Origin of the sequence: Streptomyces sp. NPDC057616, from assembly GCF_042800575.1 — a bacterium.
In the GTDB taxonomy this organism is placed as follows: Bacteria; Actinomycetota; Actinomycetes; order Streptomycetales; family Streptomycetaceae; genus Streptomyces.
This window is the reverse complement of the sequence record NZ_JBHVGU010000002.1, coordinates 39,044-51,671: the sequence shown is the minus strand read 5'-3', so window position 1 is coordinate 51,671 and position 12,628 is coordinate 39,044. Positions and strand designations below refer to the sequence as shown.

Here is a 12,628-nt window from a genome sequence, read left to right as displayed (position 1 = left end):
ACCTTCGTACCCCTTCAATGGTTACGTTCACATCACTGTGATCTGCGTCTCTTGCATATGTCCGTTAGATGCGCAAGAGCCCCGATCGCCGACCGGGACCCAAGCGTAAGGATGATGCGCGAGCCTTGTGAAGAGCTTATGTGAGCCTGGCTCCGGACTCTAGAGGTGCTCTTACCCCGAGTTGGCCTAACCGCCGGTAACTTTGCCGCAGTTCAGTAGAACGTCCGCAGTCGCAGGCTGTTCGTCACCACGAACACCGACGAGAAGGCCATGGCGACCCCCGCGATCATCGGGTTGAGCAGCCCGGCGGCGGCCAGCGGCAGCGCCGCCACGTTGTAGCCGAAGGCCCACACGAGGTTGCCCCGGATCGTGGACAGCGTCCTGCGGGAGAGCCGGATCGCGTCCGCGGCCACCCGCAGATCGCCGCGCACCAACGTCAGATCACCGGCCTCGATCGCCGCGTCCGTGCCGGTGCCCATCGCCAGCCCCAGGTCGGCGGTGGCCAGCGCGGCCGCGTCGTTGACGCCGTCGCCGACCATCGCGACGCACCGGCCCTCGGCCTGCAGCCGCCGTACGGCCTCGACCTTCTCCTCGGGCAGGACCTCCGCGATCACCTGCTCGATGCCGACCGCGTGCGCCACCGCCTCGGCCACCGCCCGGTTGTCCCCGGTCAGCAGCACCGGCGTGAGCCCCAGCGCGCGCAGCTCGCGCACCGCCTCGGCGCTGGTCTGCTTGACCGCGTCGGCGACGGCGACGACACCGCGTGCCACGCCGTCCCAGCCGACCACCACGGCCGTCCGCCCGCCGCGCTCGGCCTCGGCCTTCGCGCGGGCCAGTTCGGGTGGCAGCTCCGCGGCGTACTCGGCGAGCCGTCCCACGGACACCTCGCGGCCCTCCACGCGGCCGCGTACGCCCCGACCGGGCACGTTCTCGAACTCCGCGACCTCCGGGAGTCGTCCGGCCCGCTCGGCGGCGCCCACGGCGATCGCCCGCGCGACGGGGTGCTCCGAGGCGTGCTCGACGGCGCCCGCCAGCCGCAGCACCTCCTTCTCGTCGGTGCCGTCGGCGGCGTACACCTCGTGGAGGGTCATCCGGCCGGTGGTGACCGTGCCGGTCTTGTCGAGTACGACGGTGTCGACGCGGCGCGTGGACTCCAGGACCTCGGGACCCTTGATCAGGATGCCGAGCTGGGCGCCGCGCCCCGTGCCCACCATCAGCGCGGTGGGCGTGGCCAGGCCCAGTGCGCACGGGCAGGCGATGATCAGGACCGCGACGGCGGCGGTGAACGCGGCGACCGGGTCGCCGGTGGCGCCGAGCCAGCCGCCGAACGTCGCGACGGCGACGAGCATGACGACCGGGACGAAGACTGCCGAGATCCGGTCGGCGAGGCGCTGCACCTCGGCCTTGCCGCTCTGCGCGTCCTCCACCAGCTTCGCCATCCGCGCGAGCTGCGTGCCGGCACCCACGCGCGTGGCCTCGACCACGAGCCGGCCCCCGGCGTTCACGGTGGCCCCGGTGACGGCGTCGCCCGTGACCACGTCCACCGGCACCGACTCGCCGGTCAGCATCGAGGCGTCCACGGCGGACGCGCCCTCGACGACGACGCCGTCGGTCGCGATCTTCTCCCCGGGCCGTACGACGAAGCGGTCCCCGACCGCCAGCCGGGACACCGGGACGCGCGTCTCGCGGCCGTCGCGCAGCACCGCCACGTCCTTGGCGCCGAGCTCCATCAACGCCCGCAGCGCCGCCCCGGCCCGCCGCTTGGAGCGGGCCTCCAGATAGCGGCCGAGCAGGATGAAGGCGACGACGCCGGCGGCGACCTCGAGGTAGATCGTGGAGGCCCCGTCCGTACGGGAGACGGTGAAGCTGAACCCGTCGCGCATGCCCGGTATGCCCGCGTCGCCGAGGAACAGCGCCCACAAGGACCAGCCGAACGCCGCCAGTGTGCCGACGGAGACCAGCGTGTCCATGGTGGCCGCGCCGTGCCGGGCGTTCGTCCAGGCCGCGCGGTGGAAGGGCAGCCCGCCCCAGACGACGACCGGCGCGGCGAGCGTGAGCGCCGGCCACTGCCAGTCGTCGAACTGGAAGGCGGGGACCATCGACAGCAGCACCACGGGCAGCGCAAGCACGGCGGAGACCGTGAACCGCCTGCGCCAGGAGGCCAGTTCCGGGTCCTCCCGGGACTCCTGCGCGGCGGGCTCCGGCTGCGGCGGGGGCGGCTCCTCGGCCGTGTACCCCGTCTTCACCACCGTGGCGATCAGATCGGCGACCTGGGTGCCCGCTGCGTAGGTGATCTTCGCCTTCTCCGTGGCGTAGTTCACCGTGGCGGTGACGCCGTCCATGCGGTTGAGCTTCTTCTCGACGCGGGCGGCGCAGGAGGCGCAGGTCATCCCGCCGATGAGCAGCTCGACCTCGGAGGCGTCCGCGGCCGTGCGTATCGGTGCCGGAGTCCGTGCCGTGGTGCTGGTCATCCTGGGTACCCGGCCGGTGGTCAGACCTGGCCGACGAGCTCGAAGCCGGCCTCGTCGACCGCGGCGCGGACGGCGGCTTCGTCGAGCGGGGCGGCGGAGACGACGGTGACCTCGCCGGAGGAGGCGACGGCCGTCACGGAGGTGACACCGGGGAGTTCGGAGATCTCGCCGGAGACGGCGCCCTCGCAGTGGCCGCAGCTCATCCCGCTCACCTTGTAGACGGCGGTGACGGTCCCCGGGGTGTCGGTCTGGGCGGTCATGTCGTTCTCCTCGTCGAGGCGTGTGCGGCGTGCGGAACGTACGGGGCCCGCGGGGGGCCCGCCACTCCAAGACTATACCCCTAGGGGGTACTTTTCCATCGCCGCGCCCGTGCGCCGGGGCGACCGTCAGGCGGTCCGGGCCGTCGTCGTCCCCGGGGTGCCGAGCCGGTCGCCGACCAGCGGGCCGAGGTAGCCGATCAGGACCTTCTTGATCTCCTCGATGTACGCGTCGCGCTCGGCGCCCTCGTGGGCGAGGACCAGCTCCAGGCCCGCCTTGTACATCCCGAGGCAGACGTGCGCGGTCCGCGTGACGTCGGCCGGCCGGGCGTCCGGCAGCAGGGAGAGGAGCAGGTCCTCGACCCGGGAGATGAGCGTCGCGTGCAGGGCGTCGTGCTCCTCGGCGATCCGGCCCGGGATGTCGGGGCCGTGCATCAGCGCGAAGAACACCGGGTGGTCGCAGTTGAAGGCGATGAACCGGTCGACGGCGGCGCCGACCGCCTGCTCCAGCGGGGTCGCCGGGTCGACCGGGGCGAGCGCCTCGCCGTACGCCTCCCGCATCTCGTGCATCAGCCGGTCGCCCAGCTCGATCGCGATCGCTTCCTTGTTCGGGAAGAACTGGTACAGCGTGCCGGGTGAGACGCCGGCCTCGCGGGCGATCGCGTTCGTGCTGGCGGCCATGTAGCCCGTGGTGCAGAAGACCGAGGCCGCGGCCTCGAGCAGCTGGGCGATACGGCGCTCACCCCGGGCCTGGCGGCGGCGCGGCTGTTCCTTCTGTGGACTGTCCTTCTGCGAGTTGTCGGGCACGCGTTATCCCCAGATCTCCGTACGCCGTTGACAAACGCGAGCGGTCGCTCGCATTCTGGAGAAACGCGAGCGATCTCTCGTGTTTCCAGTCTATGGTTTTCCTCGGTGAAGGGGACACCGCACGATGACCGAAGTCAACAAGCCACCACACCTGGGCGGCTGGACCCGTTTCGTCACCGCCCGACCGCGGTTGTCGCTGCTCGTCGCCCTGGTGATCACCGCCCTCGCCGTGCTGGCCGGCAGCGGCGTCGCCGACCGCCTCGGCAGCGGCGGCTGGGAGGACCCGGACGCCCAGTCGACGTACGCCACCAAGGCGCTGGAGCGGGAGTTCCCCGCCTCCCAGCCCAACCTTCTGCTGCTCGTCGACTCCGGCCGCTCGTCGGTGGACGACCCGGCGGTGGCAGCCGAGGCCCGGCGCCTGACCGAGCGCCTGTCCGAGGAGAAGGGCGTCACGGGCGTCGGCTCCTACTGGCAGGCGGACGCCTCGGCGAAACCGTCCCTGCGCGCCGAGGACGGCCACGAGGCGCTGATCGCCGCCCGCATCACGGGCGACGAGAACGCGATGGGCAGGACCCTGGACCGCGTCGCGCCCTCCTTCCGCGGCGCCCACGGCCCGGTGGAGGTCAAGGTCGGCGGCATCGTCGCGGTGCGCCACGAGATGCAGACGACCATCAAGGAGGACCTGACCCGCGCCGAGCTGATCGCCCTGCCGGTCACACTCGTGCTGCTGGTGATGGTCTTCGGCAGCGCCGTCGCCGCACTGCTGCCGCTGGGCATCGGCATCGTCGCGATCCTGGGGACCAACGCGGTGCTGCGCGCCCTCACCGAGTTCACCGACGTCTCCGTCTTCGCGCTGAACCTCACCACGGCTCTCGGCCTCGGACTCGCCATCGACTACGCCCTGTTCGTCGTCCGGCGCTTCCGCGAGGAGCTGTCCGCCGGCGCCGAACCCCTGCGCGCGGTGGCGACCACCCTGCGCACCGCCGGTCGCACGGTCCTGTTCTCGGCGCTCACGGTCGCCGTCTCGCTGGCCGCGATGCTGCTCTTCCCGCAGTACTTCCTGCGGTCGTTCGCCTACGCCGGCATCGCCGTGGTGCTGCTGGCGGCCGCGGCCGCCCTGATCCTGCTCCCGGCCGCCCTGGTCCTGCTGGGAGACCGGGTCAACGCCCTTGACCTGCGGCGCCTGCTGCGGCGCGGACGCCCGGCGCGGACCTCGGGCGAGGAGGGCACGGCGTGGGCGCGGGCGGCGACGCTCGTCATGCGCCGCGCGCCGTTCTTCGCCGTGGCGACCACCGCCGTCCTGATCGTCCTCGGACTGCCCTTCCTGGGCGTCAAGTTCGGCACCGCGGACGACCGCCAGCTGCCCTCGGGCGCCGAGTCGCACGTGGTGCAGCAGCACATCCGCGACGGCTTCCCGGGCAGCCCCGGCGGCGGCCTGGAAGTGCTCGCAGAAGGGAGGGCGACACCCGCCGAGTACGCGGCGTACAAGGAGCGCATCGCGGAGCTGCCCGGTGCGCTGCGGGTCGACGGCCCGCTGGTGAAGGGGAGTACGGCGTACTTCACCGTGCAGCCGAAGGGCGAGGCCGTCGACGGCACGGCGCAGCGCCTGGTGGGCGAACTGCGTGCCGCCGACGCTCCCTTCGACACCAAGGTGACCGGCACGGCGGCCGTCCTGGTCGACTCCAAGCACGCGATAGCCGAGCGCCTGCCCTGGGCGGCCGCCTTCATCGCCGTGGTCACCCTGCTGCTGGTGTTCCTGCTGACGGGCAGCGTGCTGATACCGATCCAGGCCGTGGTGCTGAACGCCCTCAGTCTGAGCGCCATGTTCGGCGCGGTGGTCTGGGTCTTCCAGGACGGCCATCTCTCCGGCCTGCTCGGCTTCACCAGCCCCGGCTCCATCGAGACCACCCTGCCGGTCCTGATGTTCTGCGTGGCCTTCGGCCTCTCCATGGACTACGGCGTCTTCCTGCTCTCCCGCATCAAGGAGGAGTACGACAGAACCGGCGACCACACCACCTCGGTCCGGTACGGCCTCCAGCGCACGGGCGGGCTGATCACGGCGGCGGCGGTGATCCTGGCCGTGGTGATGGTCGCGATCGGCACCTCGCGGGTGACCAACACCAAGATGCTCGGGCTGGGCATCGCCCTGGCGGTCCTGATGGACGCGATGATCGTACGAAGCCTGCTGGTCCCGGCGGTCATGCGGCTGACGGGCAGGGCGACCTGGTGGGCCCCGGCGCCCTTGCGGAGACTGCACGCACGGTTCGGTCTGAGCGAGGGTGGCGACAATCGCCCCGCCAGGGCCGCGGGGAACTGCGCGACCGGCCACGATGGATCCGCAGACGAAGACGGCGATGGGAGCGCAGATGCGGGCAGTGGTGTTCGAGCAGTACGGGAACCAGCTCGACGTACGTGAGGTGCCCGACCCTCACCCGGCCGAACACGGAGTCGTCGTACGCGTGGAAGCCACCGGCCTCTGCCGGAGCGACTGGCACGGCTGGCAGGGCCACGACCCCGACATCACCCTCCCGCACGTGCCCGGCCACGAACTCGCCGGTGTGGTGGAGGCGGTGGGCGCCCGGGTGGGCAACTGGCGCCCCGGCGACCGCGTCACCGTCCCCTTCGTCTGCGCCTGCGGGACGTGTGCGGCGTGCGCGGCCGGGGACCAGCAGGTGTGCGAGCGGCAGACCCAGCCCGGGTTCACCCACTGGGGCTCGTTCGCGCAGTACGTGGCGCTGGACCACGCCGACGTCAACCTGGTGGCGATCCCGGAGGGCCTGTCGTTCGCCACGGCGGCGGCGCTGGGCTGCCGGTTCGCCACGGCGTTCCGGGCCGTGGTGCAGCAGGGCCGGGTGGCGGCAGGGGAGTGGGTCGCGGTGCACGGCTGCGGGGGAGTGGGCCTGTCCGCCGTGATGATCGCGGCGGCGTCGGGGGCGCGGGTGATCGCGGTGGACGTGTCGCCGCGGGCCCTGGACCTGGCGCGGAAGTTCGGCGCGGTCGAGTGCGTGGACGGGTCGGTGACCCCTGACACGGCCGCGGCGGTCCGTGAACTGACCGGCGGCGGTGCCCAGTTGTCCCTCGACGCCCTGGGCTCGCCGGTGACCTGCGCCGCGTCCGTGAACGGCCTGCGCCGCCGGGGCCGACACGTCCAGGTGGGCCTGCTCCCGTCGCCGACCGGCACGACCCCCGTCCCGATGGCCCGCGCGATCGCCCTGGAGCTGGAAGTGCTGGGCAGCCACGGGATGGCGGCGCACACCTACCCGCCGATGCTGGAGCTGGTGAAGGCGGGGGTGCTGCGTCCCGATCTGCTGGTGACCTCGGCCATCACCCTGGACGCGACGCCCGCGGCACTGGCGGCGATGGGGACGGCGCCCGGAGCGGGGGTGACCGTCATCGAGCCGTGGAGCTGAGGGCGGCCCACTCGCGGTCGAGGATGCCCATCATCACCTGGTCGACCCACTCACCGTCGCGCAACTCGGCCTCCCGCCGCACCCCTTCGACCGTGAAGCCGGCCTTCTCGTAGACCCGCAGGGCCCGGTGGTTGTGGCCGTACGCCTCCAGCTGGATGCGGTGCACGCCGAGGTGCTCGAAGGCGTGGCCGACGATGAGCCGGGTGGCCTCCGTGCCGAGCCCGCGGTTCCGGCCGCGCGGGCCGATCAGGGTGCGGAAGGTGCAGCTGCGGGCCTGCGGGTCCCACTCGTACAGGACGACCTCGCCGACGAGTTCGCCGGTGGCGCGGTCGGTGACGGCGAGGTCGAGGCGGTCGGGCCGGTCGGCCCGGGAGCCGTACCAGGACCGTACGAACTCCGGGGTGAGCTCGCGGGAGGGTTCGCCGGTGAAGCGGACGACCTCGGGGTCCTCGATGATCTCCCACATGGTGTCGGCGTCGGCCTCGGTGAACGGCCGCAGTACGGTCCTGGCGCCGGTGAGCACGGGTTTGACGGAGAAACTCATGGAACAACCGTGCCCCACGCGCAGGGTGGGGCACAGGTGCTTTTTCCGTGGCCACAGGGGCCGTGGGCCGGCAGATCAGGAGCTCTCGTCCTCTCTGCGGCCCCGGTTGCCCGGCCGGGAGGCCACCCAGGCGCGGACCGTGTCGGCGAACCAGAAGGGCTTGCCGCTCTCGACGTGGTCGGGCGGGGGCAGCAGCCCGTGCTTGCGGTAGGAGCGCACGGTGTCCGGCTGCACCTTGATGTGCGCGGCGATCTCCTTGTACGACCAGAGCCTTCGGTCGGTCATGGGGCAGCACCTCCCTGCGCGCGCCGCGGGGTCGGCCGGGGGGTGGCCGTCGGGGGAGCCGGGCGCTGCGCTGGCGATCACACAGCCTGTGCCCCGGTCAACGAGGGGCGTGAAAGGAGGGCAGGGCCTGTGGGGCGGGTGTGACGCGGAACCCGCGTACACGGGACATGCGTGACACGAGGGGGGCGTTTGTGACACGAGTGCTGCAAAGGCGTGCGCGGGCTCGAAGGCGCGGCGCGTTGACAACGGGGGTCCGGCAATGGCCCGTTGACGCCGGCCGGCGACCGCTCGGAGCCGGAAAGGTGGGCCGGACCCGCTGCGCCGGGCCCGGCCCACCGGCTCCCCCGGTTTCCGTCCCCGAGGACGTGCCGTCGTCCCCGGGGACGTGCGGTCGGTGACCTCCCCCCGGGATCACCGGCCGGAAGATCAGCGTGCATTCAGCGGACCCTGCCGGTCTTGGAAAAAACCGCACTTCGTGCGGATGTGAGCAACAGGCTCGTCGCCTCGCCGGTCATCCGGTCGGGGGCCGGCACCCCGGGATGCGCCACGGGCGGGACCACCCGCGCCAAGGTGAACTCACGGGGCGTGCACCCCGTCATCGCCCTGAACTCCCCGCTGAGATGGGCCTGGTCGTAGAAACCGCAGATCGCCGCGGTCTCCGCCTGGCCGTGGCCCTGCGCCAGCAGCCGCCGTGCCCGCTGCAGCCGCAGCACCCGGGCAGCGACCTTCGGGCCGAGCCCGATCTGCTCGCGGAACCGGTTCTCCAGGTGCCGCACGCTCCAGCCGACCTCCTCCGCCAGCCCCCGTACCGGCACCGAGCCCCAGGTCCGCACCAGCTCCGACCAGGCCCGCACCACTCGCGCGGAGCTCGGCGTGCCGGCCTGCGACCAGCGCGTCAACTCGTCGTCCAGCAGCCCGAAACGGGCCTGCCAGCTGGGCAGTGCCGCCAGCGCGGCGGACAGCTCACCGATGCTGCGCCAGCGGCCGGCGTCCCTGCGGGCGCCGAGGACGTGCGGCAGGTCGTCCGGGTCGACGGTACGGTCGGTGAGCTCGTACTGCGGGGTGCCGAACAGCGTGAACGCCGCCCACGGCATGAGCAGCACCTCGACCCCGGACAACCGCCCGCCGTGCTCGCCGACGGCGGGTGTGGTCGTCGGCCCCGAGAACACCGAGACGAGCGTCGCCGGGGGCCGCCCCGCGCGCGTGATGCGCACCGGTTCCTCGAAGCCGAACAGCAGGGTCGCCGCCCCGATGGGCGCCTCCAGCCGCCGCCGCGGCCGGTCCAGCGCCAGCCGCACCCCGCGATAACTGATCACCCCGGGCCGCAGCCGAGGATGCGGCCGAGCCAGCACGGTCTCCCAGGCGCCCCAGGGACCCTGCCCGGCCCGAACCAGCCCCCCAGAGGTCACCCGCACATGGTCCTACGCCCACTCCAACCTGCCTAGGGGCTCGGGGAACTGCGCGACAAGCCACACTCAACCCGCACCCGCCTGCGCACAGAACCCGGCAGACGACCGGGCACCCGGCTCCACCCCGAAGGGCTACGCCCCACAGGACCGCAAGAACGCCCGGGTCCGCCGAGCGATCGGCAACGGGGCATCCGGCTCACACGGGTACATGTCCTGCTCGACGATCGCGAACAACTCCACCCCCAGAGCCTGCGCGGCATCAAGCACCGGCCCCAGCTCAGGCACCCCCGCCGGGGGCTCGCACATGACCCCCTGCGCGACCGCCGGCCCGAACGGCGTCCCCTTCGCCCGCACGTCCGCCAGGATCTCCGGGTCCACCTGCTTGAGGTGCAGATAGCCGATCCGCTCGCCGTAGGTCTCGATCAGCTTGACGCTGTCGCCGCCGCAGTAGGCGTAGTGCCCGGTGTCCAGGCAGAGCGAGACCACGCCGGAGTCGGTCCCGTCGAGGAACCGTACGACGTTCTCCTCGCTGTCGATGTGGGTGTCGGCGTGCGGGTGCACCACGATCTGCAGCCCGTACTCCTCCCGCACCCGGCGCCCCAGCCGCTCCGTCAGGGTGTTGAGGTTGCGCCACTGCCCGGGCGTCAGGGTGTCCGGCTCCAGCACCTCGCCGGTCTTGTCGTCCCGCCAGAAGGACGGGATGACCACCAGGTGGGACGCTCCCATCGCCTGCGCGAGGGCCGCGTTGTCCGCGACGTGCGCCCAGGTCTTCTCCCACACGGCCTCGCCGTGGTGCAGGCCGGTGAACACCGTGCCGGCCGACACCTTCAGGCCACGGCGGGCCGTCTCCTCGACGAGGACGGCGGGATCGGTCGGCAGGTACCCGTACGGCCCCAGTTCGATCCACTCGTAGCCCGAGTCCGCGACCTCGTCGAGGAAGCGCTGCCAGGGGACTTGGCGGGGATCGTCCGGGAACCAGACGCCCCACGAGTCGGGCGCTGAACCGACGCGGATACGGGAAAGGCCGGAAGATTGAGGTGACAACGACGTCATGGCCGCCAGCGTGCGGGTCCCGGCAGGGGGTGTCAAGGTCTGGTCCGAATGTCTGGACAAAACATTGACAGGGCTCCGTGCGCCCGGCTAGAAACCGGGGGAGGAGTTGCAACGAAGGGAAGCCGATGGCGTACGACCTGATCACCATGGGGCGGATCGGGGTGGACCTCTATCCGCTCCAGACCGGCGTTCCGCTGCCGCAGGTGACGAGTTTCGGCAAGTTCCTCGGCGGCTCGGCGAGCAACGTCGCGGTGGCCGCGGCCCGGCTCGGGCACCGCACCGCGGTGATCACCCGCACCGGCGACGACCCCTTCGGTACCTATCTGCACGAGGCTCTCAGCGGCTTCGGCGTCGACGACCGCTGGGTCACCCCGGTCCCCGGCCTGCCGACCCCGGTCACCTTCTGCGAGATCTTCCCGCCGGACGACTTCCCGCTCTACTTCTACCGGCAGCCCAAGGCCCCCGACCTGGAGATCGACGCCCACGAGCTCGACCTCGACGCCATCCGCGGCGCCCGCATCTTCTGGGTCACCGGCACCGGACTGAGCGAGGAGCCCAGCCGTACGGCGACGCTGGCGGCCCTCGCCCACCGGGCCAAGGCCGGCACCACGGTCTTCGACCTCGACTGGCGCCCGATGTTCTGGAAGGACCCCGCCTCGGCGCGCCCCTTCTACGCGGAGGCCCTGCGCCACACCACCGTCGCCGTCGGCAACCTCGACGAGGTGGAGGTCGCCACCGGGGTGCGCGAACCGCGCGCCGCCGCCCAGGCGTTGCTGGACGCCGGCTGCGAACTCGCCGTCGTCAAACAGGGCCCCAAGGGCGTGCTCGCGGTCAGCGCCAACGGCGAGTCCGCCGAGGTCCCGCCGCTGCCGGTCAGCGTCCTCAACGGCCTCGGGGCCGGCGACGCCTTCGGCGGCTCCCTCTGCGACGGACTGCTGGCGGGCCTGGACCTGGAGACGATCATGCGGCGGGCCAACGCGGCCGGTGCGATCGTCGCCTCCCGCCTGGAGTGCTCCTCCGCCATGCCGACCGCCGAGGAGATCGCGGCCGCGCTCGACGCCGGAGCGGTGCTGTGAGGGCGGGCCGGGTCTCGGGCGCCCACCACGAAGGCGACGGCGGCGTGGCGCACGTGCGCGTGGACGTCTCCGAACTCGTCCGCGTCCGCGCGCACCACCCCGAAGCCGTGGCGGAGGCCGCCGCCCGCCGCGCCCGCAGAGCGCTCTTGGGCGACTCCGGCCGGCTGATGATCGTGGCCGCCGACCATCCGGCCCGCGGCGCGCTCGGCGTCGGCGACCGCAGGTTCGCCATGGCCAACCGCGTCGACCTGCTCGAACGGCTCTGCCTCGCGCTCTCCCGCCCCGGCGTCGACGGCGTCCTCGCGACCGCCGACATCCTCGACGACCTGCTCCTGCTCGGCGCGCTGGAGAACAAGGTCGTCATGGGCTCGATGAACCGCGGCGGCCTCCAGGGCGCGAGCTTCGAGCTCGACGACCGTTTCACCGGCCACCGCGCCGAGGACATCGAGCGGCTCGGCTTCGACGCGGGCAAGCTGCTGCTGCGCATCGACTACGCCGACACGGGCTCGCTGACCACCCTGGAGTCCACGGCCCGTGCCATCGACGACATGGCGGCGCGCCGCCTCCCCGTCTTCGTCGAGCCCTTCCTCAGCCACCGCACGGGCGAGGGGAAGCTGAAGAACGACCTGTCCGCCGAGGCCGTCACCAAGTCCATCGCGATCGCCTCGGGCCTCGGCGGCACCTCGGCCTACACCTGGCTCAAGCTCCCCGTCACCGAGAACCCGGACGACATGGCCGAGGTCATGGAGACCTCCACGCTGCCCGCGGTCCTGCTCGGCGGCGAGGTCGGCGACGACCAGGACGGGGCATATGAGAAGTGGCGCGGCGCCCTCCAGCTGCCCACCGTGCGCGGCCTGGTGGTCGGCCGCTCGCTGCTGTATCCGCCGGACGGCGACGTGGCCGCCGCCGTCGACACCGCCGTAGGACTGCTGTGAGGAGCTGATGGCCGCGGCCGAGCTGTACATCGGGAGGACCGTGCTTCCGCCACCGGGCGGATGTACGGTACGGCCGGCCCGTGACGCGACGGACCAGAAGATGCAACTCCCGGGCGGGGCAGGCGTGTTCGCGACGGTCTTCGACCTCGCGTACGGTCCCCGTGACGCCCGGACCCAGATCGCCTCCGGCGCGGGAGGCCGCTTCGCCCTGGCAGGAGCGAAGTGCGAGCGACGACTCCCCGCCCGCTACGGCCCCGCGCCGGAGGTCCCGAACGGATTGCGCCGTCAGCGCGTATCTCCCTCCCGTGGGGGCGGATCCGGCGTCCTGGGACGGGAGCGGCGGATCCGCCTCCGACCGGCCCACGCAACTGGCACTGGGGG

Annotated in this window: 11 protein-coding genes and 1 pseudogene; 5 read left to right on the top strand and 7 right to left on the bottom strand. The window is 72.4% G+C overall.

From position 1 onward, the window contains the following. Positions 1-212: 212 nt before the first annotated feature. The 3 genes from ACFU97_RS02065 to ACFU97_RS02055 all read right to left on the bottom strand — a co-directional run bounded on the left by ACFU97_RS02065 (position 213) and on the right by ACFU97_RS02055 (position 3,535). Complete coding sequence (locus ACFU97_RS02065) at positions 213-2,471, bottom strand: heavy metal translocating P-type ATPase (protein WP_384249620.1); 2,259 nt, start codon at positions 2,469-2,471, stop codon at positions 213-215. A 20-nt stretch (positions 2,472-2,491) separates the two neighbouring features. After that, complete coding sequence (locus ACFU97_RS02060) at positions 2,492-2,731, bottom strand: heavy-metal-associated domain-containing protein (RefSeq protein WP_384249617.1); 240 nt, start codon at positions 2,729-2,731, stop codon at positions 2,492-2,494. A gap of 126 nt (positions 2,732-2,857) precedes the next feature. Further along, positions 2,858-3,535: a TetR/AcrR family transcriptional regulator gene (locus tag ACFU97_RS02055; RefSeq protein WP_384249615.1), complete on the bottom strand. Its 678-nt coding sequence runs from the start codon at positions 3,533-3,535 to the stop codon at positions 2,858-2,860. Between the two features lie 124 nt (positions 3,536-3,659). Between ACFU97_RS02055 and ACFU97_RS02050 the strand changes: the two genes are divergently transcribed. Together ACFU97_RS02050 and ACFU97_RS02045 are read left to right on the top strand one after the other, a co-directional pair. After that, positions 3,660-5,951, top strand: coding sequence for an MMPL family transporter (locus ACFU97_RS02050; protein WP_384249612.1), 2,292 nt, complete (start codon positions 3,660-3,662; stop codon positions 5,949-5,951). After that, positions 5,902-6,945, top strand: a complete 1,044-nt coding sequence (locus tag ACFU97_RS02045; protein WP_384249610.1) for a zinc-dependent alcohol dehydrogenase family protein — start codon at positions 5,902-5,904, stop codon at positions 6,943-6,945. The genes ACFU97_RS02050 and ACFU97_RS02045 overlap by 50 nt, the downstream gene beginning before the upstream one ends. On the opposite strand, the gene ACFU97_RS02040 is transcribed toward ACFU97_RS02045, so the two are convergent. The 4 genes from ACFU97_RS02040 to ACFU97_RS02025 all read right to left on the bottom strand — a co-directional run bounded on the left by ACFU97_RS02040 (position 6,926) and on the right by ACFU97_RS02025 (position 10,236). Beyond that, a complete protein-coding gene (locus ACFU97_RS02040) occupies positions 6,926-7,489 on the bottom strand; it encodes a GNAT family N-acetyltransferase (protein WP_384249607.1) in 564 nt (187 codons plus the stop codon). The two genes, ACFU97_RS02045 and ACFU97_RS02040, sit on opposite strands and share 20 nt — an antisense overlap. 75 nt (positions 7,490-7,564) lie before the next feature. Beyond that, on the bottom strand, positions 7,565-7,774 hold the full coding sequence (locus ACFU97_RS02035) for a helix-turn-helix transcriptional regulator (RefSeq protein ID WP_384249605.1): 210 nt from the start codon (positions 7,772-7,774) through the stop codon (positions 7,565-7,567). Between the two features lie 437 nt (positions 7,775-8,211). Beyond that, on the bottom strand, positions 8,212-9,060 hold the full coding sequence (locus ACFU97_RS02030; protein ID WP_384250287.1) for a helix-turn-helix domain-containing protein: 849 nt from the start codon (positions 9,058-9,060) through the stop codon (positions 8,212-8,214). A gap of 255 nt (positions 9,061-9,315) precedes the next feature. Beyond that, the gene (locus tag ACFU97_RS02025) at positions 9,316-10,236 is read right to left on the bottom strand and encodes a sugar phosphate isomerase/epimerase family protein (RefSeq protein WP_384249602.1); all 921 of its coding nucleotides are present in this window, start codon (positions 10,234-10,236) and stop codon (positions 9,316-9,318) included. A 125-nt stretch (positions 10,237-10,361) separates the two neighbouring features. Here ACFU97_RS02025 and iolC point away from each other — a divergent pair, with 125 nt between their 5' ends. From iolC to ACFU97_RS02010, 3 genes and pseudogenes are all read left to right on the top strand, one after another. Beyond that, positions 10,362-11,312, top strand: coding sequence for a 5-dehydro-2-deoxygluconokinase (iolC, locus tag ACFU97_RS02020; RefSeq protein WP_384249600.1), 951 nt, complete (start codon positions 10,362-10,364; stop codon positions 11,310-11,312). A gap of 53 nt (positions 11,313-11,365) precedes the next feature. Then, complete coding sequence (locus ACFU97_RS02015) at positions 11,366-12,247, top strand: deoxyribose-phosphate aldolase (RefSeq protein ID WP_384250285.1); 882 nt, start codon at positions 11,366-11,368, stop codon at positions 12,245-12,247. 40 nt (positions 12,248-12,287) lie between these two features. Next, positions 12,288-12,584, top strand: a pseudogene (locus tag ACFU97_RS02010) (hypothetical protein); the annotation flags it as partial. Positions 12,585-12,628: the final 44 nt, after the last annotated feature.

Coding starts and splice junctions, on each gene's coding strand:
- ACFU97_RS02065 (WP_384249620.1), bottom strand. CDS start 2,471: ATGACCAGCACCACGGCACGGACTCCGGCACCGATACGCACGGCCGCG.
- ACFU97_RS02060 (WP_384249617.1), bottom strand. CDS start 2,731: ATGACCGCCCAGACCGACACCCCGGGGACCGTCACCGCCGTCTACAAG.
- ACFU97_RS02050 (WP_384249612.1), top strand. CDS start 3,660: ATGACCGAAGTCAACAAGCCACCACACCTGGGCGGCTGGACCCGTTTC.
- ACFU97_RS02045 (WP_384249610.1), top strand. CDS start 5,902: ATGCGGGCAGTGGTGTTCGAGCAGTACGGGAACCAGCTCGACGTACGT.
- ACFU97_RS02040 (WP_384249607.1), bottom strand. CDS start 7,489: ATGAGTTTCTCCGTCAAACCCGTGCTCACCGGCGCCAGGACCGTACTG.
- ACFU97_RS02035 (WP_384249605.1), bottom strand. CDS start 7,774: ATGACCGACCGAAGGCTCTGGTCGTACAAGGAGATCGCCGCGCACATC.
- ACFU97_RS02025 (WP_384249602.1), bottom strand. CDS start 10,236: ATGACGTCGTTGTCACCTCAATCTTCCGGCCTTTCCCGTATCCGCGTC.
- iolC (WP_384249600.1), top strand. CDS start 10,362: ATGGCGTACGACCTGATCACCATGGGGCGGATCGGGGTGGACCTCTAT.